This is a genomic window from Thiospirochaeta perfilievii (assembly GCF_008329945.1).
In the GTDB taxonomy this organism is placed as follows: Bacteria; Spirochaetota; Spirochaetia; order DSM-2461; family DSM-2461; genus Thiospirochaeta; species Thiospirochaeta perfilievii.
In genome coordinates this window covers 1308501-1335023 of the sequence record NZ_CP035807.1, presented here as the reverse complement: position 1 = coordinate 1335023, position 26523 = coordinate 1308501, and the positions used below count along the sequence as shown (strand labels likewise).

20 protein-coding genes are annotated in these 26523 nt (G+C 33.2%); 11 read left to right on the top strand and 9 right to left on the bottom strand.

The window, feature by feature from the left end; translation table 11 throughout:
- Positions 1-7 precede the first annotated feature (7 nt).
- From EW093_RS06065 to EW093_RS06050, 4 genes are all read left to right on the top strand, one after another.
- The gene (locus tag EW093_RS06065) at positions 8-1294 is read left to right on the top strand and encodes an anti-phage deoxyguanosine triphosphatase (protein ID WP_149567531.1); all 1287 of its coding nucleotides are present in this window, start codon (positions 8-10) and stop codon (positions 1292-1294) included.
- A 43-nt stretch (positions 1295-1337) separates the two neighbouring features.
- Positions 1338-4925, top strand: a complete 3588-nt coding sequence (metH, locus tag EW093_RS06060; protein ID WP_149567530.1) for a methionine synthase — start codon at positions 1338-1340, stop codon at positions 4923-4925.
- Complete coding sequence (locus EW093_RS06055) at positions 4926-5405, top strand: MarR family winged helix-turn-helix transcriptional regulator (RefSeq protein ID WP_149567529.1); 480 nt, start codon at positions 4926-4928, stop codon at positions 5403-5405.
- Between the two features lie 106 nt (positions 5406-5511).
- A complete protein-coding gene (locus EW093_RS06050; RefSeq protein ID WP_149567528.1) occupies positions 5512-6567 on the top strand; it encodes an endonuclease/exonuclease/phosphatase family protein in 1056 nt (351 codons plus the stop codon).
- On the opposite strand, the gene EW093_RS06045 is transcribed toward EW093_RS06050, so the two are convergent.
- Positions 6564-6899, bottom strand: coding sequence for a hypothetical protein (locus EW093_RS06045; protein WP_149567527.1), 336 nt, complete (start codon positions 6897-6899; stop codon positions 6564-6566). The two genes, EW093_RS06050 and EW093_RS06045, sit on opposite strands and share 4 nt — an antisense overlap.
- A gap of 199 nt (positions 6900-7098) precedes the next feature.
- Here EW093_RS06045 and EW093_RS06040 point away from each other — a divergent pair, with 199 nt between their 5' ends.
- Positions 7099-8664 (top strand): Na+/H+ antiporter NhaC family protein, encoded by a 1566-nt coding sequence (locus EW093_RS06040; RefSeq protein ID WP_149567526.1) that lies wholly within the window; start codon positions 7099-7101, stop codon positions 8662-8664.
- Between the two features lie 9 nt (positions 8665-8673).
- On the opposite strand, the gene cls is transcribed toward EW093_RS06040, so the two are convergent.
- Positions 8674-10122 carry a cardiolipin synthase gene (gene cls / locus EW093_RS06035; protein WP_149567525.1) on the bottom strand — a complete coding sequence of 483 codons (1449 nt, stop codon included), beginning with the start codon at positions 10120-10122 and terminating at the stop codon, positions 8674-8676.
- 66 nt (positions 10123-10188) lie between these two features.
- Between cls and EW093_RS06030 the strand changes: the two genes are divergently transcribed.
- From EW093_RS06030 to EW093_RS06020, 3 genes are read left to right on the top strand one after another with little or no spacing between them, the layout of a single operon-like run.
- Positions 10189-11118 carry a ribonuclease Z gene (locus EW093_RS06030; protein WP_149567524.1) on the top strand — a complete coding sequence of 310 codons (930 nt, stop codon included), beginning with the start codon at positions 10189-10191 and terminating at the stop codon, positions 11116-11118.
- Positions 11119-11120: 2 nt separating this feature from the next.
- Positions 11121-11741 carry an ABC transporter ATP-binding protein gene (locus EW093_RS06025; protein WP_149567523.1) on the top strand — a complete coding sequence of 207 codons (621 nt, stop codon included), beginning with the start codon at positions 11121-11123 and terminating at the stop codon, positions 11739-11741.
- Entirely contained in the window at positions 11728-13692 is a 1965-nt protein-coding gene (locus EW093_RS06020) for a Gldg family protein (RefSeq protein WP_149567522.1), read from the top strand. Before EW093_RS06025 ends, EW093_RS06020 begins: the two co-directional genes overlap by 14 nt.
- A 14-nt stretch (positions 13693-13706) precedes the next feature.
- On the opposite strand, the gene EW093_RS17635 is transcribed toward EW093_RS06020, so the two are convergent.
- Genes EW093_RS17635 through EW093_RS05990 form a run of 6 tightly spaced genes read right to left on the bottom strand, consistent with a single transcriptional unit; the run spans position 13707 to position 23147 of the window.
- The gene (locus EW093_RS17635; protein ID WP_149567521.1) at positions 13707-15791 is read right to left on the bottom strand and encodes a hypothetical protein; all 2085 of its coding nucleotides are present in this window, start codon (positions 15789-15791) and stop codon (positions 13707-13709) included.
- A 27-nt stretch (positions 15792-15818) separates the two neighbouring features.
- Positions 15819-16115: a hypothetical protein gene (locus tag EW093_RS06010; protein ID WP_149567520.1), complete on the bottom strand. Its 297-nt coding sequence runs from the start codon at positions 16113-16115 to the stop codon at positions 15819-15821.
- The gene (locus EW093_RS06005; protein WP_149567519.1) at positions 16049-17485 is read right to left on the bottom strand and encodes a motility associated factor glycosyltransferase family protein; all 1437 of its coding nucleotides are present in this window, start codon (positions 17483-17485) and stop codon (positions 16049-16051) included. The genes EW093_RS06010 and EW093_RS06005 overlap by 67 nt, the downstream gene beginning before the upstream one ends.
- Positions 17466-18959, bottom strand: a complete 1494-nt coding sequence (locus tag EW093_RS06000; RefSeq protein ID WP_149567518.1) for a 6-hydroxymethylpterin diphosphokinase MptE-like protein — start codon at positions 18957-18959, stop codon at positions 17466-17468. The genes EW093_RS06005 and EW093_RS06000 overlap by 20 nt, the downstream gene beginning before the upstream one ends.
- Complete coding sequence (locus EW093_RS05995) at positions 18946-19869, bottom strand: hypothetical protein (protein ID WP_149567517.1); 924 nt, start codon at positions 19867-19869, stop codon at positions 18946-18948. The genes EW093_RS06000 and EW093_RS05995 overlap by 14 nt, the downstream gene beginning before the upstream one ends.
- A complete protein-coding gene (locus EW093_RS05990) occupies positions 19869-23147 on the bottom strand; it encodes a midas domain-containing protein (protein ID WP_149567516.1) in 3279 nt (1092 codons plus the stop codon). Before EW093_RS05990 ends, EW093_RS05995 begins: the two co-directional genes overlap by 1 nt.
- 145 nt (positions 23148-23292) lie before the next feature.
- On the opposite strand from EW093_RS05990, the gene EW093_RS05985 reads away from it, so the two are divergent.
- A complete protein-coding gene (locus tag EW093_RS05985; protein WP_149567515.1) occupies positions 23293-23727 on the top strand; it encodes a septum formation initiator family protein in 435 nt (144 codons plus the stop codon).
- The gene (locus EW093_RS05980; RefSeq protein ID WP_149567514.1) at positions 23705-24268 is read left to right on the top strand and encodes an L-threonylcarbamoyladenylate synthase; all 564 of its coding nucleotides are present in this window, start codon (positions 23705-23707) and stop codon (positions 24266-24268) included. Before EW093_RS05985 ends, EW093_RS05980 begins: the two co-directional genes overlap by 23 nt.
- On the opposite strand, the gene EW093_RS05975 is transcribed toward EW093_RS05980, so the two are convergent.
- Positions 24246-25055, bottom strand: coding sequence for an ATP-binding cassette domain-containing protein (locus EW093_RS05975; RefSeq protein ID WP_149567513.1), 810 nt, complete (start codon positions 25053-25055; stop codon positions 24246-24248). The two genes, EW093_RS05980 and EW093_RS05975, sit on opposite strands and share 23 nt — an antisense overlap.
- A gap of 111 nt (positions 25056-25166) precedes the next feature.
- Here EW093_RS05975 and EW093_RS05970 point away from each other — a divergent pair, with 111 nt between their 5' ends.
- Positions 25167-26492, top strand: coding sequence for an ATP-dependent 6-phosphofructokinase (locus EW093_RS05970; RefSeq protein WP_149567512.1), 1326 nt, complete (start codon positions 25167-25169; stop codon positions 26490-26492).
- Positions 26493-26523 lie beyond the last annotated feature (31 nt).

Here is a 26523-nt window from a genome sequence, read left to right as displayed (position 1 = left end):
GGATTTTATGAAAAAGTTTTGGCAAGATAGAAGAAGTGGAGGTCTAGTAGATAGACCAGAAAATAATAGGGACTCCTACGAACGAGATCGGGCAAGAATTATTCATTCTGCAGCTTTTAGAAGACTCCAGTCTAAAACACAGGTTCTAGGTGTCTCTGATGGAGATTTCCACAGGACAAGGTTAACCCACTCCATGGAAGTTGCCCAAATTGGTAAAGGAATTGTAACTCACTTAGAGGGAAAAAACAGATATTTACCTCCAGTTGATTTAATTGAGGCTATTAGTTTAGCCCATGATATTGGACACCCTCCCTTTGGCCATGGTGGAGAGTTGGCTTTAAATACAATGATGGAAGAGTGGGGTGGATTTGAAGGTAATGGTCAGACGTTAAGACTTCTGTCTAAACTTGAAGCACACACTCCAGGGTTTGGACTAAACTTAACAAGAAGAACCCTATTAGGGGTTATAAAGTATCCTGTAAACTACTCCTTGTTATTAAAAAAAGATACAAAGGGGTATTCATCAAATAAAATTCACCCCCCTAAATGTTATCATGACTCGGAATTAGATGTTACAGATTGGATCTTCTCCCCTCTACCTAAAAGTGATATTGATCTATTTACTACCTATATTCACCCAACAGAGAGTAAGGTTGGGAAAACTATATACCACTCTTTAGATACATCTATTATGGAGTTAGCCGATGATATATCCTACGCGGTCCATGACTTTGAGGATGGAGTAGCCTTAAAATTGATACATTCTGATGTCTGGAAGGACGTTGAAGATAGGGTTGACACTACTTGGATGAAAAAGATGGGGTTAGACAATATTAAAAATGATCTGTTTAGTAGGGATATAAATGCCCACCACTTAAGAAAGAGTGCAATTGGAGGTCTTGTGCACGCTTTAATAATATCCTCTTATATTGAGGATGTTCCTGGATTTGAATCCCCAATCTTCTCATATAAAGCAACATTAACTCCTAATGCAAAGAAGCTACTTGATGTTTTAAAAGAGATAACTACTATGTATATAATAAAGTCCCAGGCGGGGCAGACCATTGAGTTTAAGGGGAGACACGTTGTAACAAAGTTATTCGAAGCGTTCTCTTCTGATCCAGAGATGTTAATGCCTAAGGACTTTGTAACTGTTTATAAAAACCAAGAGACTAAAAGTGATAGTATGCGGGTTATATGTGATTATATTTCTGGTATGTCCGATGCCTACGCAGGTAAAATTTATAGTCGTCTATTTATTCCAGGAAGTGGAACAGCTTTTGACTTGCTATAATAAAATATGTAAAATAACCCTACAAGAATAACCTGGAGAGTATATGAATAAAGAAGAGTTTATTAAACTAATGAAGGAAAGAATCCTTATTTTAGATGGTGCTATGGGTACTATGATCCAGGAGAGGAAGCTAAGTGAAGATGATTTTAGATCGGAAAGATTTAAAAATCATCCAAGCCCGTTACAGGGGAATAATGACCTTCTAATATTAACCCAACCAGATATTATTAAGGAGATCCATAGGGATTTCCTTAATGCAGGTGCAGATATAGTTTCTACTAATACTTTTAACTCAACTAAGGTATCCCAGGAGGATTATGGAACCCAGGACTTAGTATATGAGCTTAATTATAATGGAGCAAAAATTGCAAAAGAGGTTTGTAACGAGTTTAGTGATAAACCACGATTTGTAGCAGGTTCTATAGGCCCTACAAGTAGAACCTTATCCCTAAGTCCTGATGTAAACAATCCAGGATATAGAAACATGGATTTTGATACCTTAAAGGATGACTATTTTGTTGCAGTTAAGGCTCTTGTTGAGGGAGGGGCTGATATAATCCTGCTTGAAACAGTTTTTGATACATTAAATGCTAAGGCTTGTATGTACGCTGTAGCTTCTTATTTTGATGAGTGTGGAAAAGATATCCCTGTTATGATCTCTGGAACAATAACAGATGCAAGTGGTAGAACCCTATCCGGGCAAACAGCAAAGGCTTTTTTCTACTCAGTCACCCATATTAATCCTGTTTCTGTTGGTTTTAACTGTGCCCTAGGTGCCGAAGATCTAAAACCTCACCTAGAGGATGTAAGTAACATAGCTTGGACAGGAATTTCCACCCACCCTAACGCAGGACTACCAAATGAGTTTGGGGAGTATGATCAAAGTCCTGAATTTATGGCAAATATTTTAGAGGATTTTGCTAAGGAAGGCTTAGTAAATATTGTAGGAGGTTGTTGTGGAACTACTCCTATACATATTGAAGCAATAGCTAAATCCGTAAAAAAATATAAACCAAGAGTTATTAAAGAGAACCCTCATAATAGTTTTTATACAGGGTTAGAACCCTTAGTTTTAAATGAAAATTCCCTATTTCAAAATGTAGGGGAGCGGAATAATGTAACAGGTTCTAGAAAATTCGCACGGCTTATTAGAGAGAAAAAATATGAAGAGGCACTTGAGATATCCAGAAGTCAGGTTGAAAACGGTGCTGATATAATTGATATAAATCTAGATGAAGCGATGTTAGACTCCAAGGAGGAGATGAAGATCTTTTTAAATCTTATCGCATCTGAACCTGATATCTCAAGGGTTCCACTAATGATAGATTCATCTAAATGGGAAGTTATAGAGCAGGGGCTTAAATGTGTCCAGGGTAAGGCTATTGTAAACTCTATAAGTTTAAAGGAAGGGGAAGAGAGATTCCTTGAACTTGCAAAAAAAATAAGAAATTACGGTGCTGCTACAATTGTTATGGCCTTTGATGAGGTTGGACAAGCTGATACAGCTGATAGAAAAGTTGAGATATGTACTAGAAGTTATAACCTTTTAAGGGAGAAACTAAACTTCCCCCCAGAGGATATTATATTTGATCCAAATATATTAGCTATTGCCACAGGTATCGAAGAGCATAATAACTACGCAGTAGACTTTATTAACGCAGTAGGCAGAATAAAAAAGAGCCTCCCATATACTCGAATTAGTGGAGGAGTTAGTAATGTATCCTTCTCCTTTAGAGGAAATAATCCAGTTAGAGAGGCTATCCATACTGTCTTTTTATATCATGCCATAAAAAATGGAATGGATATGGGAATTGTTAACGCTGGACAGTTAGGTGTGTATGATGAAATCCCTAAACATCTTCTAACCCTTGTAGAAGACGTTGTTTTAAATAGAAATAGTGAGGCTACAGATAGATTAATAGATGCTGCAGCAAACTTCCAGTCATCAGGTAAGGCTGTAGTAGAGGATTTATCCTGGCGAGAAGAACCAGTTGAGAGTAGACTTATTCACTCCCTAGTAAAGGGAATTACAAACTTTCTTGATACAGATGTAGAAGAAGTTCGGCTTAAGATGGATAAGGCCATCGATGTTATAGAGGGACCTTTAATGGCTGGAATGGATCGAGTTGGGGATCTTTTTGGTTCCGGGAAGATGTTTCTGCCCCAGGTAGTTAAAAGCGCAAGGGTTATGAAGCAGGCGGTGGCCATCTTGATGCCATTTATTGAGGCTGAAAAAGTTGGAACATCTACTTCTAAGGGCAAGGTTTTAATGGCTACAGTTAAGGGTGATGTTCATGATATTGGGAAAAATATTGTTGGTGTTGTTTTACAGTGTAATAACTATGAGGTTATTGATCTTGGTGTTATGGTTCCCTGTAAAAAAATATTAGATGTAGCAAAAGAAGAAAATGTTGATTTAATAGGTTTAAGTGGACTAATTACCCCATCATTAGATGAAATGGTATACGTTGCTACAGAACTTGAAAAAAGTGGTATGAAGATTCCAGTATTTATTGGTGGAGCTACAACAAGTAAGATTCATACTGCTGTTAAAATAGCACCAGCTACTACTAACCCTGTAGTCTATGTTCCAGATGCATCTAGAACTATAGGAGTTTTAAACTCCATTTTAAACAAGGATACTGGTCGTGCCTATGGGGAAAAAATCTCCTTAGAGTATCAGGTTTTAAGGGAACAGCGGGAGATAAGAAATAAAAAACGAGAAATCCTATCCCTAGAAGAGGCAAACAGGGCAAAATTTAAAATAGAACCCAATTATACACCTATAAAACCATCTTATATAGGAGTTAAGCACTATACGGATATAAAACCAGAAAGCCTTGTGGATTTTATAGATTGGACCTTCTTCTATTATGCCTGGGGGATGAAAAAGAGTAATCCAGAGTCTAAAAAGTTATTAGCAGAGGGTAAAGCTATGCTGGATAAGATGTTGCATCGACTCTCTGTATCAGCTTATGTAGGTTTTTTCCCAGCAGTTACTAAGGGTAATACTATCTACATAACCCTTAATGATGGAACTGTGGCAAAGTATCCAACTTTAAGACAACAAGAAAAAAATAGAAACGGTCACTGTCTTAGTCTTAGTGACTATATTTTAACAGATGAGATTGATAAACAGGACTATATAGGTCTATTTGCTGGAACTCCAGGCATTGGTTTAGATGATATTTTAGATGAGTATAGGGATGATGATTACAATTTGATGTTAATAAAAACCCTATCCTACAGGCTTGCTGAAGCTTTAAGTGAGTATCTACATCGGGTTGTTAGAACCCAGACATGGGGTTATAGTCCAAAGGAAAATATACCTATTAAAGATCTCCTTAAAGGGCGTTATGACACTATACGACCAGCACCGGGTTATGGTTGTTGTCCTGATCACAGGGAGAAAAAACTCATATTTGAGATTCTAGGAATAGATGATATTGAGTTAACTGAGAGTTATATGATGAAACCTGTATCATCTACATGTGGGTACTACTTTTCCCACCCTGAAAGTGAATATTTTTCAATTGGGACTATTGGACAAGATCAAACTTCTCTCTATGCAAAAGAGAGGGAAGAGAAGGAAGATGAACAGTATAAGTGGTTATCTGGAAATATTAATTAAATGGAGTGGATGAGACAGTATAAAGAGATTAGTGAGCTTGTTATAAAGGTCATGAATAAATACTCATCTATACATAAAAAACAGTTATGTTTTTATAAAGATCACACCTTATCCTTTTCCGAAGCACAGGTTATTGAAGAGATTCTAAGACATAAGGATGCTAATATGACCAAGCTTTCTAAGGAGTTAGGAGTAACAAAAGCTGCAATTACCAAGACTATGAAAAAACTTGAGAGTAAAAAATATATTAGCAGGTATAAACTCCTTTCTAATAATAAGGAGATATTAGTCCTGGTAACAGAGCTTGGAGAGGTGGTGTATAATAACTATCAACAATATATATATGAAAACCTTTTTAAGGATATCTATACAATGTTTGATGATAGAGATGAGAAATATGTAGATGATTTTTTATCCTTTTTTAGAGCCGCAGACAGATCCATTACGGATATTTCTAAGGATAAGATTGATAAAGAGTAAATATATTTATTGCCGATTTAGTATACCTGGTTTATTATATTGTGTACTGTTAATAATGTTGGAGTTTGTTTTACTCTTATAAACAGTATATGGAGGAATAAATTCTATGAAAATCGGAATAAAAGTAGCATTAGCTTTGATTGGTTTTGTAGTTCTTTTAACTGTAGGTCTCTTAACTTGGTTAACTATTACAGATTATAAGCCAAATGATGTAGAAAAACTAACTGTGGAAAATAATCGTAATACCCAGTTACCAGATGAAATAACTATCTTTAATTGGAATATTGGATATGGAGCATTAGGCCAGGGGACAGACTTCTTTTTTGATGGTGGTGAAACTATAATAACCCCAGAATCTGAGTATAGAGGTTATATGAATGGAATATTGGATACTATTAAGGATAGTGAAGCTGATATACTCTTTTTCCAAGAAGTTGATATAGATAGTAAGCGTTCATATTATGATAATCAATTAGATATTATATCTAATATATTACCAGACTATGGAAGTGTATTTGGAACCAATTATAAGGTAGGGTATATTCCTCCACCAGCTCTTTTTAAAGAATCCTATGGAAGGGTTGAGGCTGGTCTTGTTATGTTTTCTAAATACAGAATGGATGAATCAAGTCGGCTTTCACTTCCTGGGGGGTACTCTTGGCCTAGAAGTACACTTTTTTTAGATAGATGCATGATAGTAAGTCGCATTAATAGAGGGGATAAAAACTCTATAGTTTTAATAAATACCCATAATTCAGCCTATGATCAGGGAGGGTTTATTAAAAAAATGCAACTTGAATTTATAAAGAGTTTTGCAGAAACAGAGTATGATAAAGGAAACTATGTAGTTATTGGAGGAGACTGGAACAGCTATATGCCTGGTACAGATGGTGAAACTTTCAAATCGGAAGAGGGTCCTAGTATTTATAATCAGGGTTTACCTAAAGAGTGGAAAATGAAAGGCTGGAATTGGGCTGTTGATAGAAAGACTCCATCAAGTAGATCTTTAAAAACCCCATATGTAAAGGGAGAGAATTTTGAGTGTGTTATTGATGGATTCCTTCTATCTCCTAATATTGGGATAAAAAGTATAAAAACAGAAGATCTAGGATTTAAATTCTCAGATCACAATCCTATAAAATTATCACTTATATTAAATTAGTAAACTGATTCTAGTTTACCATATAGTAATCCACACAGTTTAAAAACCGAGAGGTCACTTGAAATTAGAGTGATCTCATGTTCAACTGCAAGATCAATTATATCCTGGGTCACACTTTTTCCCCTAGCAAAAATTACTGTCTCAATGTCTGACATCTCGGCTGTACGGATAACTTGTTGAGTACATAAACCGGTAATTAATACTAAATCCTCTTCATCCATGGTTAATACATCACTCATAAGATCCGAGGCAAATGCGGTTTTTACCCTATGTTCTCCATCTCCAGTTAATACCTGTCCACCTATAAACTTTGCTAATTCATTTACTATCATACTTGTATTATAAGTTTATTTAACATGAATAATCAACTGTCACAAGAAAATTTACAACATTGTATTAATATGATATATTTTATGCCTACACATTTTTTGATATATATAGTAGAAATTTATCAGAATATTCAGCCTATACTTTGTATTATATAGCAAATTTTAAATTGTTTTGAAAATATTATTTTTTTTGGAGAAAAAGATGGATTATGAATGGTTAGCACTGCTGCCACCTATAATAGCAATAGGTTTTGCATTATGGAAAAGACAGGTTATTTTATCCCTTCTAGTTGGGGTTTTTACTGGAGCTACAATAATTGCTGGATGGAACCCATTAAAGGGTCTTTTAGATACATTTTCAGTTTATATTGTAGAAAAATCCTTAGCAGACTCTTGGAATATTGGGATTATAGTTTTCTTACTTGCAGTAGGTGGTATGATTGGTGTTATTGGAAAAATGGGTGGAACAAAGGCGATAGCTACAGCAATTGCTAAAAAAGCTACAGATGTTAGATCTACTCAGTTAGCAACCGCATTAATGGGTATAGCTATATTTTTTGACGACTATGCAAACTCAATAGTTGTTGGTAATACTATGAGACCAATTACAGATGCACAAAATATTTCAAGGGAGAAGCTAGCATATATTGTTGACTCTTCTGCTGCCCCTGTGTCATCTATGGCCCCAATATCAACTTGGATAGCAATGGAGCTAGGATTAATTGCTGCAGGTTTAGCTGATGTTGGTCTCTCTGGAGATGCAATGACAGTATTCTTCCAGACTATTCCGTATAGATTCTACTCCCTATTTGCTCTAGTATTACTATTTAACCTTATAATTCAGAGAAAAGATTATTCGACTATGTTGAAGGCTGAGATTAGAGCTAGAAAAACAGGGAAAGTTTATGCCGATGGTGCTAATCCGTTAATTGCTGAAGATAAGAACTTACTACCGGATGATGGTGTAGATGGTTCTATATGGGATGTTATCATTCCAATAACTATTTTTTTATTAGTTACTGTTTTTGGTCTTTGGTATAACGGATATGAGGAAGGAAAAAACTTTAAGGATAGTATTGGAAACTCTGATGCATCAGTTGTATTAACATGGGCTGCATTTATTGGATCTATTGTTGCAGGTTCTATAGGTGTAATAAAGAAGAGATTTAACCTCTCTGGAGCTATGGATTCATGGGTCTCTGGAGCTAAATCTATGTTCACAGCGGTAATTATTCTAACTTTAGCCTTTGCTCTAAAGGGCGTAATTTCCGAGATGGGCTTAGATGTATGGCTTGGGGAGATTGCTAAGGATAGTTTAAATGAGGGTTTCCTTCCCTTAATTGTTTTTGCTGCATCTATGTTTATGGCATTTGCCATAGGTTCTTCCTGGGGTACTAATGGTATTTTAATGCCAATTGTAATTCCTATAGCTGCACAGGTTTCTAATGCAACTGGAGCAGTAACACCTTTAATGTTAGCGTGTATGGGTAGTGTTTTAACAGGAGCTGTTTTTGGTGACCACTGTTCTCCAATTTCTGATACAACTATTTTATCATCCTCTGCTTCTGGTTCAGACCATATTGACCATGTTAGAACTCAGATGCCTTATGCTATAACAGCAGCAGTATTTGCGATAATTTTTGGTTTTATACCAGCAGGTTTTGGTTTATCTCCTTGGATATCCTTAATACTAGGTCTAATATCAATTACTCTGTTTGTTAAATTCTTTGGTAAGAAGATAGATAATAATGGAAATATAGTAGAGTAATATATTTCTCTACATTAATGGGGCCATTAAACGACATAATGAGTCCCTAACTTTGTAGAGAAATTTTCTATCTTTATATGTACCTTTTTTTACTCTTATACAATCTTCTATATTATCTAAAAAAGATTGAGTTAGTTTTTTACTAATAGATTTATCATACATAACAGCGTTAACTTCATAATTGATATGAAAGCTTCGTATATCCATATTACAACTACCTACAGTTGATATTAGCTCATCCATAATAATAACCTTAGAGTGTAAAAAACCCTTTTTATATAGATAAATTTTAACTCCAGCACTTAAAAGTGATTCAAAGTAAGTCTGTGCAGTCCAAAATGGGAGTCTCTTATCTGGGTTTCCTGTCATCATTAAATGAACCTCAACTCCACTTAATGCAGCAGTTTCCAAAGCCTTAATAATAGATCTATCTGGTATAAAATATGGGCTTTGAATATAAATTTTGTTGTTAGCATTTGTAATCATAGAGAAGTATAACTGGTGAATACTACTCCACTTTGAATCAGGACCACTAACTGCGATCTGCACAGGTAGTCCATCAGTAGCTGGGCTTAAAGGGAAGTACTTTCTATCAGATAATCTCTCTTTAGAGGAATTCATCCAATCTGTTAGAAATAGTGCTTGTAACATTCTTACAGAATCACCCCGTAGTTTTACATGACTATCCTGCCAGTTATTAAAGTGTTTACCCCCTGTAATATACTCATCACCTATATTAAACCCGCCTGTGTAACCTATGTGACCATCAATAACAACAATCTTTCTGTGGTTACAATAGTTAAACTTTAAAAATTTTAATGGGGCTGCTAAAGGATCTAAAAAATAGTAAAACTCTATTCCTGCTCTCTTTAGAATTCGTTTATACTTTATAGATATTCGTCTAAATGAACCTACACCATCAAATATAAGTCTAACTTCTACACCCTTAGATGCTCGTTCAACTAATATATCTAGAATTTTGTATCCTAAAAGATCTGATTTCCATATAAAATACTCCATATGTATGGAACTTTTAGCATGTTTTAGGTCATATAAAATATCATCGTATAGTTTTACTCCAGAGTCATATAACCATACAGTATTATTTAGCGTTACAATGGAGTTCGAACAGTTTAGCAGAAGTGACATAGCTTTTGCCATATCGTTGGATTCCTCATCCTTTGTTTGGATGTTTTTATATATTTTTTTCTGTTGGGATATTATATCTAAAAGTTCGGATTTATAAATTTCTTCTGGTAAATATGATACAATTTTTCTAGCTTTGTAGTTTATTCCCGTTAGAATATATAAAATTATTCCAACAAACTGAAATACAAGGATAATAATTAACCATGAAAAGGTTACTTCAGGGGGTTTAGATAAATCTAGTAAAACTATAAAACAAAAAGTTACTATTAGAATAATGTTTATTAACTTAAAAATATTTATTATATTCACAACTAAAAATTATATAAGCAATTATGAATCTTTACCATATCTATTTATTAATGATAATTTTGGGGTATGGAAGTTTATGTATTAGGATGTGGTGGAATGATGCCTTTACCAGGCAGACACTTAACATCTGTATTAGTAAGAAGAGAAGGAGAACTCCTTCTTTTTGATTGTGGAGAAGCCACACAAGTATCTTTAAAACGTTTGAACCTTAAATGGAAAAGAATATCAACAATTTATATCTCCCACACCCACGCGGATCATATAACAGGCCTACCTGGAATATTAATGTTATCTGCTCAGGTTGATAGAACAGAACCTTTAACAATAATTGGACCTAAAAAGATCAAAGAGTATATAGAATCGAGTATTAGTGTTTTAGATATGTATATAAATTATGAAATAATTATCAAAGAACTTGAAAATCCTGAGAATTCTACGGTTGTTACCGAGACTGATGAGTATTATGTAAAAACAATACCACTAGACCACTCTAAGGTCTGTGTTGGTTATACTCTTGTGGAAAAGGAGAGACCTGGAGTCTTTTTTCCTGAAAAAGCAAGAGAGTTACAGGTCCCTGTTGGCCCTATGTGGTCTTTACTTCAAGGTGGGGAGTCTGTAACCCTAGATGATGGTCGAATAATATCTCCAAATGATGTGTTAGGCCGCTCAAGAAAGGGAAGAAAATTCAGTTATGTAACAGATACAGCTTATATTGATACCATAGCCCCTATTGTAGAGGGATCTGATCTACTTATTTGCGAAGGAATGTTTGAGGAAGCGTTAATAGATAGTGCTAGGGATAAAAAACATATGATATCTAAACAGTCTGCAAAAATAGCAAAGGATGCTGGTGTTAAACAGCTGGGCTTAATACATTATAGTCCAAGATATATGGAAAAGGATCTTCAGAAACTACTTCTAGAGGCTCAATCTGTTTTTAAAAACACTGTTCTTACCAGGGATAGGATGTTGTTTGATCTTCCCTATGAGGAGTAACTTTGATTAATGTTTCTAATCTCTTTGTAAAAATCAAAAAAGATCTTATCTTAAAAAACATCACTTTTAATATAGAAAAGGGTGATGTTGTAGCTTTAGCAGGGCAAAATGGGGCAGGGAAAAGTACTCTAATAAAAAGTATAAATGGTTTAATTAAACCTAAATCAGGAGCTATTTCTGTTAATGGAACCATAGGTTTTATGCCAGAATCTACAACTCCTGATCCAAAATTAACAGTTAGTGAGTTTTTATCTTATATATATTACTTAAGAGGGGACAGTTTTACTCCTGACTTATACTCAAAGTTTGGTTTAGTTAAAAAAATTGACTCTTTATGCAGCCAACTCTCTAAAGGATTAAAACAGAGGGTTTTATTAGCAGCTGTTTTTGCAGGTAATCCAGATATTATTATCCTAGATGAACCATCAGCAGGTCTTGACCCTCAGTTCCAGCTGGAGATGATTCAACTAATTAAGGCTATTGATAAGGGGGTAACAGTATTAATCTCCACCCATAATATATCGGAAATTAAGGAGTTATCCAAAAAAGTAATTATTCTTCGAAACGGGGAGATCTCATATATTGGAAGTACTAGGGAGGGTAATTTTTATGAATATTTTTAAACGTGAACTAAAAGTAATTAATAGAAGTTTTTTACCCCTATTTCTCTATCCTGTAGGAGTAGTTATTAGTGGTCTATTATTCAATGTAAATATTTTAGACATTTCTAAATTATACTCTTTATACCCATTCTACTTATCTTTAATAATACCTTTAATTAGTTCTAATATATGGCAGAGAGAGGTAATTTTAGGTCTTAACTCTTATATTATAAGCTCCCAGTTATCAATATCTAGTGTAGTGTGGAGTAAGTTTTTAGCCCACTATATAAAAGTTATATTCTCTTTTTTCCTATTTTTACCTATTGTATTTATTCTATCTTTATTTGGGAATGTAGACTTTGGGCAGGTCCTATCCATAAATATAACACTCTTGATAATATCTTTTTTTATATTATCAATAACTCTACTTCTATCCACTCTATTAAAGAGTAGAACTCTTATCATTGTTTCAACAATTTCTATCGCAACTATCTTTTTATTTAAGAGTGATATTTTTACTCTAGAATTTTTAGGGGAGCTTCAGTTGAGTTTTATACTGTTTTATCTCTCCTTATCCTACATTTCTTTAACTATTTCTGTTAGTTTGATCTCTAATAAGTTAAATATATTTTGGTTGATATTTCTACTTTTTACACTAACTTTATCTCTTATAATCCCGGTTAGTTTTGATCTTACTATAGACAGACTAAGCTCAATAGATAGTTATATATATGAAGTGGATTCAAAATTAGATGAGAATATTAGGATAGAACACTACTTTTCAGAGGAACTTTTAACCTACAATGAAGGTGTTAAGGAGAGTCTGATACTGTTACGTCGGTTTAACAACCTTAATAACATTGATATTTTGACTATTACTGATAGATCTGATGACTTTCTTAAGGCGGTTAAAAGATTTAAACCAATTAAATATAATAACGATGAACTCTACAACTTTATTGTTGTTAAATATAAGGAGCATTATCAAGTAATTCCCAATATTCCTAATACTGGATATCTACAGTTCGAGATAGCCAAGGTTTTTAAGTATCTTATTGATGGTGGATTAAAAAAAGTTGGTCTATATATTGGTAATGAGGAGTATTCAGAGGATAACTTCTCTGTTTTATACAGTAAGTTAAAGGAAGATTTTAATGTATTATATATTTTCCCAGGAGATAGTATACCCCATGATGTTGATACTTTAGTAATACTTGGTCAGTTTGGAATTAATGATTATTACACTCAAGAGATAGGGCATTATTTAGCCCATGGAGGTAATATTCTTTTTGCTGTTAATGGGCTTAAAACCTCTAATAATCTCCAAAGAGTTGATACATCAATTCTAGGGTCTTTAAAAGAGTTAGGTGTATATCCTGAACCCTACTTAGTCGCAGATATAAGGGGTATAAATGACTATGTTTTAAATATAGAGGCAATACCAAATAGAAGTTTGACAGGTAATCAAATAGTAGACCCTTTTTCTGGTTTTGTTGGGGTTCATACTTCCCCAGTTCATTATAATAATAACCTATATAAACCTCTACTGTTTTCATCCCAACTATCATGGCTTGTAGACTCTTCGACAGGTATAGATGGTAGTCCAGAGAGTAGTTTCCCATTAGCTGTCTATGGAGAGGATGCAATATCTAAACATTTCACAGATGACTACTCTGAAGAGAATAATAGGTTTTTAGTTGTAGGTAGTTCTATGTCATTTACAGACTATCTATATTCTACAAATATATTTAGTAGTTACGAGTTTATTAGAAGGGCTATTTACGTATTAAATGGAGATTCTAATTTTATTAATGTAAGAAATAAGAGAAGTAGGGAAGTAGGTTATTATAAGATTGAGAGTAACCTGTATCGTAACTCAATAATCTCTTCTTTTAGAATTTTATTTATATTTATTTATCCAATTATATTATTTTTTACCCAGCTTATTATAAATAAAAAAGCTGAGAAATAAATCTCAGCTTTTTTTTAACTATTGATAATATAATCTTTATATTTTTTAGGATCAGGCATAAAGGTTAACATATCCTTGTTTTGCTCTTTAGCCATATCAGCAGCTTTTATAGCCTCACCTAATAATCTATTTTCACCAACTCGTCTATCTTTCATTGAACTAATACCAACAGAGAGGTTAAGGTTCATTCCCTTTGCCTTCATAATTAATTTACTAATATCCTCTGCTGCCACCTTACTGGATGTATTTTTTATTGCAACTGCAACTTTATCCTTTGATACTTCGAATATTGAAGAGTTATCATCAAAATGTTCCTCAATAAGGTTGTACTTTTCCTGATAATTTTCTGAACTTAGATGAATAATAGCAATTGAAAGATCATTATCTGATACACTAGCTTTCTCTAAAAGAGAGCTGATTTCAGGGGCTAATTCAGATGCTTGTCTAATTTTTATAGATTTTGAGGCAAGTTCATTTTCTAATAAATCATCCTCAATATCTAGTTCAGGAAGATCATCTATATCCGATGCCTCTTCTATTATATCTTGTGACAATTCTAATTCGTCATCATCTAAGGAAAAGTCCTTAAGGTCGTAACCCTCATCCTGATTATCTTCATCTTCTAGGGAGAAGTCCTCTAGATTATATGTAGTTGATAGTTCATCATCCTCTTCAACATCGTCAATTGAGTCCGTTAACTCCCCTAAGTCATCTAGATCGTCGGCTTCAGAATCGTCCTCTTCTATATCAAGGGAGAAGTCATCTAGTTCATCGATTTCCTCTGTCTCATTATTATCCTCTTCTATATCAAGGGAGAAGTCATCTAGTTCATCGATTTCCTCTGTCTCATTATTATCCTCATCCATATCAAGGGAGAAGTCATCTAGTTCTTCGATTTCCTCTGTCTCATTATTATCCTCTTCTATATCAAGGGAGAAGTCATCTAGTTCATCGATTTCCTCTGTCTCATTACTATCCTCTTCTATATCAAGGGAGAAGTCATCTAGGTCGTCGGCTTCAGAATCGTCCTCATCCATATCAAGGGAGAAGTCATCTAGGTCGTCGGCTTCAGAATCGTCCTCATCCATATCAAGGGAGAAGTCATCTAGGTCGTCGGCTTCAGAATCGTCCTCATCTATATCAAGGGAGAAGTCATCTAGGTCGTCGGCTTCAGAATCGTCCTCATCTATATCAAGGGAGAAGTCATCTAGATCGTCGGCTTCAGAATCATCCTCATCCATAGCAATGGAGAAGTCATCTAGATCGTCGGCTTCAGAATCGTCCTCATCCATATCAAAGGAGAAGTCATCCAGATCGTCGGCTTCAGAATCGTTTTCACCCATATTAAGGTCAAGGTTATCTAACTCATCACCGTCAGAAAAATCGAAATCATCTAGAGAGTCTGTTTCATCATCAGAAGTATCCAAATCAGATTCTTTATTCACATCTGATAATGGGGCACTATGGGGTATATTATGTTCAAGTGGCTCTGTTGTAAAATCAGAACCATCGTACTCTGAAATACTGTTTTTACTTTTCCAAAGGGTAAAAATAATTATAACAATTATTGTTAAAACTAATAGTATTAGAACCATTAAAAAAGCATCCATAAATACTTTTCCAACTTTCTCTGTGTTTAATACGTTATAAATTAAATCAAATGCAAAGCCTCTTTCATTAATTTGTAATGGGGTACTAATAATATTGTTCTTATATTTCTCCCACCAGCTAAATGAGTATTCAGGTCTCATTTTCCACGTTGGATCATTAGGAACTAGGTTATTAATCAAAAATAATCTATCATTATATTTGGAATTAAACTTAATTAGACCTTTATCTTTTGAGTATATAATTATTGAATGAATATTTTGATGTTCATTCATATACTTTCGAAGGCTATCTGATAAACTCTGATTTTCAAATGTTTTATATTTAAACCAATTTGTTTCAAGTATATTTTTTGTTTCTTCAGAAATTTTTGTAGATTCATTTATATATTCATTTCTTGAAACGACAACCTGATTTAGTAGATAAATAAGTCCAAATAGGATTAAAACTGAGATAATAAGTATGTATAGTCTAGCAATTATTCTTTTCATTAATTTATTATACAAAATAAAGCACTATTATGCACCCTTTTTTTGTTCCTCCATATATATATGTCTATCAATTCTGGATATCATCCAATTTATACTCTTTCTCATAAGAACCGTAGTTAACTCTTCCTCTCCTCTATGACTTGCAAGAACAGGTATAATTGTTAACCATATAAGCTGTTGGTCCTTATTCAAACTATTTATATATTCATCTAAAGGGAATATTATGTCAGGTAGGGATTTTAATATAGATTTATATTCTAATAAAAAATCAACACTGCTCTCTTTAATCTTACCTTCAGCAAAAAGAGGTAGTATAGAAGGCATGTGGGATCATTCTGATCTATATTGATTTTACACCCCCTGCCTTGTTTTACATGAAGTTTCCCTCTTAATGTTTCACAAGATTTTTCTAAATTCTCTTTATATCCTATCATAGGTTTGGTTATATACCTTAAACCGTCATTAATTTGCTCAATTGATATGTCTCTACTATCCATTATAAATGAGAAAAAAGAACTTTCTAATGATGATGTTCTACTATCTGTTTTATTAAAGTAGTCGTAAATATAGGTTCCTCTAGCATAACTTTTCCCCTGGGGATATGAGAAATCTGCACCATATAGATAGATGTTTTTAGCATTTAAAGCATCGGCTAGGGAGAGTGCCGCATGGGTAACACTTCCTCCTGATGTATTTAGGGTAGGAAATGTTTTATACTTTTTATTTATATATTGGCCTATTGGGTGGCCACTTGTAAAAAAGTAGACTGTATCAAACATTGCTGTAAGTTTTCTTGGAGATGTTATATCAAGAACTAGAGGAATATCCTTAGGAATAGACTTAATAAAGTGATAGTAGCTAATATGTTGGCAATCAATTGATATTATTATATCGGGTTTAATGTTGTGGGCTAATAGGGCAGGAGCTGTTGTGTCTGTCGCTATTAAAGTAGCATTTTTTTGTCTCTCTCTTATCTCCTCAATACTATCCTCAAGGGATGGACCTGCAGCAGTTATTATTGCTGATTTTATTGGCTTTAACATTGGTTTAGACTTGTTTGCTTCTTTTATGTTAAATAGTGTATTAGAGAACCATTTTTTTCCAAACCTAGTTTGTACTGTGTAGTCATCGGATATCCTATTAAGTGCTCCCTTTATTATATCTATAGTTTTAGTAAAAAAATCTATCTCACTATTAACTCTCTGTCTTAAAGGAATTGTAGTTACATCTCCAGATATTGCTGGGATGTAATTCTCTAATATAAAATTAAATAACTCCTGGGGAGTAGGATCTATAAGAATCTTTATTGCCGGATTTAAGAAAATGTCTTTCAAATCTAATTTTGAGATAATATCCTTAAATCGATCCAAATCTTTATCAATTATTAGTATATTTGAAAACTGATTTTTATCTATAAATGGTCTAATCTGATAGGCTGCACCCATACCTAAAAATATTAAGAAACCTCTATTTTTATATAACGATAGAAATCTATTTCCCTCTCTTATAGGGTCAATTTTTGAATGAAGTGCTCTAGGGTTCTCTCCCTGGGTACAAGGAATTAAGTCTCCTGTTTTTGAAGATATATATTGGTATTTTTTTATTTGGGGATTTGCACAATTTAATTTTGATACTAAAGAGTTATTAGTTTTGGTTAATGCTAATATGTTACAATTAAAGTAATTTCCTTCCATATCTTACTAATAACCCCTCTATAAAAAGTCTTGACTCCTCTCTGCATTCCTTTAATAGCTCATTTTTTTTGCTAAGTATAGTCATATTTTTAGTATCGGTATACTTTGATGTAGATATTAAATAAAAGAGTGGATTTTCATCAAAATCTTTATTATCTATTGAGTTTAGCCACTTTGTTAATAGACTTTTAACATTTTTAATCCTATCTTCTTTTGTTATTTGTTGAAATGTAGAAAAGTTAAATCTTGAGTTATTCTTAATATCTCTTATTGTAGATCTTACAAACTCTTTGTCTATATCCTCTATCCCATCAATTTTATTTGAATGTTCATTTAGTCTGAATATACGATTTTTGTACTGTTTTGATATCATACTATACCAATCCCTATAAGTTTTATAGGTAACCCCTATTTGACTCCACCTTTTATACATTATGGAGTAGTATGGTTCAACTTTAGATTCACTCTTTTTCAATAAGTTTTCAAAGGAGTATGGAGAAACGTGACTCTTTATATCTGAGCTTTCAAGATCTTGACCAACTAAGAAGATAGGGTAGGAACTATGTTTTAGTGCAAATTCCAATGCTGTCCCTGCAACTGTACCATTCTCATTTACACAGAAATTTGGAATGTGATCCATAGTTAATATCTGTTTCTCAAAAAAAATGTTTTGGTTTAAAAGTAATACATTCTCCTTTGTTGATGTAGAGTTTGTTAGTGGGCAAGCCAGTATTTCTTCATTTTTATTAATGTGAAGCTTAGAGTAATACCCTGGGTCTGTTGAAAAAACAATATCAGGGTTAATGTTAAAATGTTTTAATGCCAAGTTTGCAGATGATAAAGCAATTACAAAAACCTTCTCCCTTATTTCTTTTAGAAAATTTATATAGCTATTTAAACTACTCCCTGATGCCACTATTATAACTGGTTTATTAATCTCTATCCCGTAAATATAGGAGTTTATATTTATATAGTTTTTTATAGAGTTTCTAAGCCATAACCTACCAAATCTTGCTGTTGTTAAGATATTTCCATTTAGTCTACGAATATATGAGAGTAGTGCTAAACTTACTTCTTTATATCTCTCTGGAAAAGCTTTAACAACTGGACTCCATTCAATTATCTGAATTCCTTTTATATTAAACATATTTATATTTTTTTTTAGAAAATCATGGATTGATGTTTTATTATCCCACTGAACTCTGCCACTCCTATTTTCTTCTAGAGATAACTTTGCTAATTTCTCATCCAATGGTATTCCAATTACCCTTACTTTTGAGTTTGTCTTTAAGATGGAAGTGTATAGATACCCAATTCCTGGTCCTATGATAACTACTGTGCTTGTATCATCTAAGTTTACTAGTTTACTGGACAGAAATTTATCTGCTTCTTTTATTGGTGAGTATTTAGAGTGAATAGTAGTTCCATTTATTTTTGCAGTAAGGGACTTATCCCTGGTTTCAATTAATGTCATCTTGAATAAAGTGGTCTAGGATGGTATCCAGGGAGTTATTGTTCCAAATTAGGGATTCATAATTAAAATTAACAGAGCTTAATCTATTTGAATACACAGTTTTAAAAGCGGCATCAATCTGTTGCTGCACAACCATTATATTAATACTATTTTTTTTATCTAAAAGGGTTAGTAGGATATCGTTATTATAGAGTTGGAATACCCTTCCTCTGTTTTTTGTAAATGATGTGAGCATTTTTAAAGCACCATTTGTTATACTGCTTTCTGTTGATAAGCTATCATCTTCTTTGAATTTTAAAAGAAGGTTGGATAAGTTTAGCTTAATAAATATAACTCTGTTTTCAGAGTTTTTTACTGTTTGTAGGTAACTACGAACACTGGATTTTACATTATTACTGTGTAAAACTGTTCCCTGCATCCTATCAATAGGATTATCCTGGGAAATTTTAGCAATTTCACTTAAATAGAACTGGATTTCATTACGCTCTGGAGCTTTCTCTATCTTAAATTCTGTAATCAATAAAAGTGCTTTTGGATTTTCCTTATTAAAAAGGGGGTATAAAAGTACTTGTTTAGTTGTTACAAACTCTCTTATAGATAGATACTTCTGGAAAATATCAATATTCCCACTTTCCATATAGTTATCAAACTCTATGGTACTAATTCGAAGCCTATTTTTTGTTGTTTCATCAAAACCAATAATTGAAGAGAGGGAGAATATGTCTCCCTCTTTTATTAGAAGAGCTCCCTTTTCTATGGATAACAACTTGGTCAAACTTTTAAATAGATTAGGATAAAAATCTATTGTTTTTTTTATGTTTGTTAAACCCTCTTTTAATTGTAAGAAATTTATTTCTCTTTGCTGAGGAGAGTTTAAGTTGTGTTCTGAGGCTTTTTGTAATAAACCCATTACTCTTCTATTTCTAATTCGCTAAAGAGTTTTTTATATACATTAAAATGTTCACTTTCAACAAACTCTTTAATTTTATCTTCTGGAAGAGATTCAAGCAAAACATCCATATATGAAAGTACTGATTTTATTTCGCTCTTTAATTCAGGCTTTATCACTTCTGAAAATTTAGTAGATTTATGTTCCTCTTGTTGTGGAGTCTCCTGCTCCAACTCAATTTCATCCCCAATTAAACTATCTAATTGATTTAGATCAAGATCTTCTGTTCCAGGTAGTTCGGTATGCTCATCCTCTGGGGATGTTAATACATTCCCATTATCTATTGTAATTTCGTAATTATCTTTGGAGATTACAATAGGATCACTCTCTGGGATATCCTCTAACTGTTTCTCTAGTTCATCATTACTTTCAATTAGAATATTAGGCTCTTCATCAAAATTTATATCACTTAAAAAATCGTCATCTATTTCTAAATCAGAAACTTGATCTTGGACTTTCTTGGTTAACTCATCTGATATTGCTTTTGCCTTTTGGGCTAACTGATCTTCCATGTCAGTTGTTGTCTCAACTAATTCATCTGTCTCAAGTAATTCATCTGTCTCATCAGATATTCCAAAATCATCCAAATCAACACTTTCAATCTCTGACTCTTCTGCCATATCAAAATCATCAATATCTACAGATTCAATCTCTTCTTCATCTTGATTAAAATCTAGGCCAAACTCATCTGCCATATCAATGGATTCGATCTCTGAATCATTAAAGTCATCTAAGTCTATAGACTCTATATCATCATCATCTGTGTTAAAATCTACTCCGAACTCATCATCCATATTTATTGACTCTATTAGATCTGTCTCTGCAGAGTCATCATCTGTTTTGGGATCTTCTTTAATTTCCTCTTTTTTATGGGAGTCTGATATATTATCTTCAACAACAACCTCATTGGATTCATCTAAATCTACATCCTCAACTGTGTAGTTAATTCCTTGAGATTGTTCGAAGATATCTTCATGTATATCTTCAGTTGGGTTATCACTACTCTCTATACTCTTATTATTTAAATCATCAAGGGATAGATCTTCATCTATATCAAAAGACATATCATCCACAGACTCAATATCATCATTGAAATCAACTTCCTCTATAGTAATTTCATCTAATTCTGGCTCTTGATCATTATTAGTTTCAAAATCGTCTACAAGTGTGATTTCATCTAGTTCTGTATCATCATTACTATAAATATCAGAACTTTCTTCAAGTTCAATGTCATCATCTGAATCAAGATTAACTTCTTCTTCTAATAAAACTTCTTCTAGATCTGAATCATCACTATCAGTATCAAAATCTTCTTCTAGTGTAATCTCATCTAGTTCAGTATCATCATCACTATCTAGGTCAAAATCTTCTTCTAGTGTAATCTCATCTAGTTCAGTATCATCATCACTTTCAAGGTCAAAATCTTCTTCCAGTGTAATCTCATCTAGTTCAGTATCATCATCACTTTCAAGGTCAAAATCTTCTTCTAGTGTAATCTCATCTAGTTCAGTATCATCATCACTTTCAAGGTCAAAATCTTCTTCCAGTGTAATCTCATCTAGTTCAGTATCATCATCACTTTCAAGGTCAAAATCTTCTTCTAGTGTAATCTCATCCAGTTCAGTATCATCATCACTATCAAGGTCAACATCTTCTTCTAATGTAATCTCATCTAGTTCAGTATCATCATCACTTTCAAGGTCAAAATCTTCTTCTAGTGTAATCTCATCTAGTTCAGTATTATCATCACTTTCAAGGTCAAAATCTTCTTCTAGTGTAATCTCATCTAGTTCCGTATTATCATCACTATCAAGGTCAAAATCTTCTTCTAGTGTAATCTCATCTAGTTCAGTATTTTCATCACTATCAAGATCAAAATCTTCTTCTAATATAACCTCTTCTAGATCTGAATCATCATTACTATCAGTTTCAAAATCATCTTCTAGTGTAATTTCATCTAATTCTGGTTCATCATTACTATCAAGATCAAAATCTTCTTCTAGTGTAATCTCATCAAGTTCAGTATCATCATCACTATCAGTATCAAAATCTTCTTCTAGTGTAATCTCATCTAGTTCAATATCATCAAAACCAAGGTCAACTTCATCCTCTAGCGTTAACTCTCCTACTTCAATATTGTCTTCTAGCTCAGTTAGTTCATTTTCAAGTTCATTTCTCTCTTCTGAATTAAGTTCTACACTTTGATTAAGAGTATCATTAAAATCATCATCAGTTTCATTTTCACTGTTTAGTTCATTTTCAGACTTAATGTCTATTTCAATCTTATTATCTTCCCCAGTATCACTCTCTTCTTCTTCGATCTCAAAATCTTCTGTTACATCATCTATATCAAAATCATAATGGGATTCAGGGACATGTACTTCTTCTATATCAATATTAAAATCATCACCATCTTCATCTGCAAATGGATCATTTCCAGGGAAGTCTTCTTTAGATATAATAATGTCATCTTCTGGAGCGTTATCTTTAAAATTATCCTTAGTATTTAATCTCTCTTCCCTAAGTTTAAGAATCTCCATTTCAGATAACTCTGTAACTTTTGTTGTATCTATACCTGGTAATTCGTGATTATATTCAGTGTCCTCATCTGTAGAGAGTGTTTCAAAGGCTGGGTCTTCCTCTTCAAATAAAGAGTTATCTGGAAGAAGGGAATCATCTAATATATTCTCCGCTTGGAACTCGTTTTCTGGAAGGATCTCAACTTCATTTAGATCTATACTTACATCTTCTTTATCTATTATATCTTCAGTATCAATTTGAGCTAGTGGATTATCTTCATCAACTTCAATCTCTTCTTCAACTAAATTATCTAAACTATCTAACTCATCAAACGTCAGTGTAATAGAGTCTTCATCTGGGTCGTCAAAAAAACCGTTAGATTCAACTACTTTATCGGACTGCTCTAAAATAAGTTTATTATCATCAATTACTGGAAGAGTCTCTTTTTGATTACTTGATACAGCAACTATCTCTTTTTTTAGTTGATGAATTTCATTTCTTAAGTTTATTAACTCTTGATTTAGCGATTTTATAGCCTGAATTGAGTTCAATGGAAGACTAATAGATTCTTCATCTTCTATAGAGTCAAAACTATCTTCCTGGTTGTCATAGTCATTCATTTCCTCTTCTGATTCAGGGTCCATTACAATTTCCACGTCGTCTGTAAATGTTCCATATAGTTCAAAATCATCAGGATCTTTTGTTAAATCAGCTGCCATATTAATAATACCTCATTATTTTCTCGGTAAATCTTATTAAAAAATTTAATCTTATTTAAAATAATTCTAAATCAGATTTCAATAACATAAAAGAAAAATGTACATATTTTATAAAGAAATTGAAATAAAATCCGTTAAATAGTTTATGATTAAGAAATTTTTATTGGCACTATATTTTGGTTTTGTTGTTTTTTGCCTTTTTACACTGTTTAATGGAACTGCAGGCTTATCCAATATGACCTCATTAAATTATTTTAAAACTAATCTTGAAACCCATGTGGAGAGCTTAGAGATTAAGGGGCAGAAACTTGAAGATGAGATTATTAGATTAACATCTGACCAAGAGAGGCTTACTATTGCTGCTAGACCACTAGGGTTTGTTGAGCCGGGACAAAAAATGATTAAAATTCTTAATAATAAGGTTGAAAAGTCTCTTTATGATATTGATCAGCAGTATAGTCTTCCTATCTTTAAACAGAATTCTAATTATATTCTCCTTGTATCAACTCTTTTTACTGTTATACTCTTTGTAATATCACTTTTTATAGGAGTTTTGCGTGATACTTTCAAAAGAAGATAGTTTTGAAGAGATAATTGATATATTAGAAAATAATGGAGTTGTAATAGTCCCTTGTGATACTATTTATGGTATCCTTGGCAAATCCCCAGATACCGATTCCATTATTAGGTCAATAAAGGGTAGGGGAGAAGCAAAACCGTTTTTACACCTAATTTCATCAGTAATACAGTTTAATAATTTATCAGTAATTCCTTTTCCAGAGGATCTAGAGCAGTATTGGCCAGGACCTTTAACTGTTGTGACCACTGTTAAAAAAGGTGGGACTATTGCTTATAGACTACCTGCTGATCCATTTTTACAGGATATTGTTTCCCATATAGAGTGTCCACTATACTCTACTAGTGTTAATACATCAGGACAGAAGCATCTTTGGAAAATTAATGATATAATTGATAAGTTTGAGAATAAGGTAGATTTAATTGTTGATGATGGTGATTATGAGGGTAGAGAGCCTTCTACTGTTATAGATATAACCTCTACCCCGTATAAACTTATTAGACAGGGGGTATTAAAGTTACCTAGTCAATTACTTTCCCAGTAAGACCTGTTTCCATTTTATCCCTATTCAAAAGGGTTTTTCTATTTAATTTTTCTCTCTCATGTAGAAGGTGCATTGGTACTTGGTAGGCTTCTTCTAACATTTCCCTTGTTAATATCTCTTCTTTAGGTCCAACCTTTGCACTACCATCTTTAAAAAATAGAACAACATTATCACAAAACTTCTTTGATATATCTATGTCGTGAATTGAGTAGATAATATGCCTATTAAATTTATGTGCATAGCTTGTAATATATTTAAAAACTCTATCCTTTTGGTCATTCTCAAGGGCAAATACTGGCTCATCCATAAGTATTATAGGGGAACCATAAAGTAGAGAAAAAGCTATTATTACTCGCTGCATCTCACCCTTACTTGCAGCATTTGTTTTTTTCTCTAGGGAGTTTTGAAGCTCCATAACTTCAACAATTTCGGAAATCAATTTATCATCAACAGAATCTGAATGATGACCATTTTGATAAACTATTTTGAGTAAGTTTCCAATAGTCTCCTCTGTATCAAATTCCATATTTTGGTATATAACTGAAGCTAGTCTATTTAACTCTTCCTCATCTGTTATATTTTTTGTATCCCTATCTAAAATTTTTACTTGACCATTTTCTGGCAATAATCTACCTGCGGCTAGAAGCATTAAAGTGGATTTTCCTGTTCCATTTTGACCTATAAATGTGGTAACTCCCCCAGGGATTTCAATTGAAAAATCCTTAAATATATCCTTATCTTCTTGATATCCAAAAAGAATATTTTTTATTGAAATAATGTTACTCATTATCACTCCTAATACAATTTTATTACCTATTTTACTTAAAAAGAGTGGGTAAGTGCAACAAGTGTAAAACTACGCTTGATAAAACTATGAAAAAAAATAACAATATGAGGTATGGAAGAATTGGATTTTACTGTAGAAACATTAGGTGAATGTAAAATAGAGTCCCCTATCCCCTTAAAAAACAATATGGATGAAGCACATGCATCCTTTGTAAATGATAATGAAAGAGTATTGTATGATATTATTTATCATGAGGGATCAAAAAATAATAGGGATGATTATGTAGAAGGTAATCTTATGGAGAAGGCAGGAGCTAGACGACATATCTATTTCCAGCCAAACCATGTACATGCAGGAATTATTACCTGTGGAGGACTATGTCCAGGATTAAATGATGTTATTAGAGCTATTGTTAGATCTCTTTGGTATGAATATGGAGTTAGGAGAATTACTGGTATTCGATATGGATATCAAGGTTTAGATCCAAATAATAATCTACCTTTTAAAGAGTTAAACCCTACAAATGTAGATGATATTCATACTAAGGGTGGGACTATCTTAGGTTCTTCTAGGGGTGGACCATCAATAGAGACTAGAGTTGATACTATTGAGCGTATGAATTTAAATATGCTTTTTGTTATAGGTGGAGATGGTACTCAACACGGAGCACTCTATATAGCTGACGAGATTAAAAGACGGGGACTTAAGATTTCAGTTGTGGGAGTTCCAAAAACGATAGATAATGATATTAGTTTTATTCAAAAGTCTTTTGGAGTAGAGACCGCTGTTGCTGAAGCTGTTAATGCTGTTTATTCGGCTCATACAGAGGCTAAGGGAGCAATAGATGGTATCGGCCTAGTTAAGGTTATGGGAAGAGAATCTGGCTTTATAGCGGCCCATACAGCATTAGCTAGTAATGATGCTAACTTTGTTTTAGTCCCTGAGGTCAAATTTGAACTTGATGGGCCAAATGGACTATTAGAAGCCTTAGATAAACGACTTGAGAGAAGTTTTCATGCTGTTATATTAGTCGCCGAAGGTGCTGGACAGGATCTATTAGAAGCCTCTAATGCTAAGGATGAATCTGGAAATAAAAAGCTAGCTGATATTGGGGTTTTCCTTGCCCAGAAGATAGTTGAACATAGAAAAAAGAAGGGGTTACCTGCTAACTTAAAATATATCGATCCAAGTTATATGATTAGAGCTGCAGCAGCAACTCCAAACGATTCACTTTACTGTGCCCGACTTGGTACTAACGCTGTTCACGCTGCTATGGCTGGGAAGACTAAGGTTTTAATTAGTATGTGGAACTATCACCTAGTTCACGTTCCAATTGGAACTGCTATATCTAAAAGAAAGGTTGTTGACCCTAAAGGACCAATTTGGAAGGATGTTTTATCCACTACAAGAATGCCCTTATCAATGACTAATAATTAATATATAGGGGCTGTTATATTATTACTTTTGG

Bases quoted from the DNA above. Each gene is read 5' to 3' on its own strand.
- EW093_RS06005 (WP_149567519.1), bottom strand. From the start codon at position 17,485: ATGGAAGGAAATTACTTTAATTGTAACATATTAGCATTAACCAAAACT.
- EW093_RS05990 (WP_149567516.1), bottom strand. From the start codon at position 23,147: ATGGCAGCTGATTTAACAAAAGATCCTGATGATTTTGAACTATATGGA.
- EW093_RS06030 (WP_149567524.1), top strand. From the start codon at position 10,189: ATGGAAGTTTATGTATTAGGATGTGGTGGAATGATGCCTTTACCAGGC.
- EW093_RS05995 (WP_149567517.1), bottom strand. From the start codon at position 19,869: ATGGGTTTATTACAAAAAGCCTCAGAACACAACTTAAACTCTCCTCAG.
- EW093_RS17635 (WP_149567521.1), bottom strand. From the start codon at position 15,791: ATGAAAAGAATAATTGCTAGACTATACATACTTATTATCTCAGTTTTA.
- EW093_RS05975 (WP_149567513.1), bottom strand. From the start codon at position 25,055: ATGAGTAACATTATTTCAATAAAAAATATTCTTTTTGGATATCAAGAA.
- EW093_RS06055 (WP_149567529.1), top strand. From the start codon at position 4,926: ATGGAGTGGATGAGACAGTATAAAGAGATTAGTGAGCTTGTTATAAAG.
- EW093_RS06045 (WP_149567527.1), bottom strand. From the start codon at position 6,899: ATGATAGTAAATGAATTAGCAAAGTTTATAGGTGGACAGGTATTAACT.
- EW093_RS06010 (WP_149567520.1), bottom strand. From the start codon at position 16,115: ATGCCTTCTATACTACCTCTTTTTGCTGAAGGTAAGATTAAAGAGAGC.
- EW093_RS06040 (WP_149567526.1), top strand. From the start codon at position 7,099: ATGGATTATGAATGGTTAGCACTGCTGCCACCTATAATAGCAATAGGT.
- EW093_RS06065 (WP_149567531.1), top strand. From the start codon at position 8: ATGAAAAAGTTTTGGCAAGATAGAAGAAGTGGAGGTCTAGTAGATAGA.
- EW093_RS06050 (WP_149567528.1), top strand. From the start codon at position 5,512: ATGAAAATCGGAATAAAAGTAGCATTAGCTTTGATTGGTTTTGTAGTT.
- EW093_RS05970 (WP_149567512.1), top strand. From the start codon at position 25,167: ATGGAAGAATTGGATTTTACTGTAGAAACATTAGGTGAATGTAAAATA.
- EW093_RS05985 (WP_149567515.1), top strand. From the start codon at position 23,293: ATGATTAAGAAATTTTTATTGGCACTATATTTTGGTTTTGTTGTTTTT.
- EW093_RS06020 (WP_149567522.1), top strand. From the start codon at position 11,728: ATGAATATTTTTAAACGTGAACTAAAAGTAATTAATAGAAGTTTTTTA.
- metH (WP_149567530.1), top strand. From the start codon at position 1,338: ATGAATAAAGAAGAGTTTATTAAACTAATGAAGGAAAGAATCCTTATT.
- EW093_RS06000 (WP_149567518.1), bottom strand. From the start codon at position 18,959: ATGACATTAATTGAAACCAGGGATAAGTCCCTTACTGCAAAAATAAAT.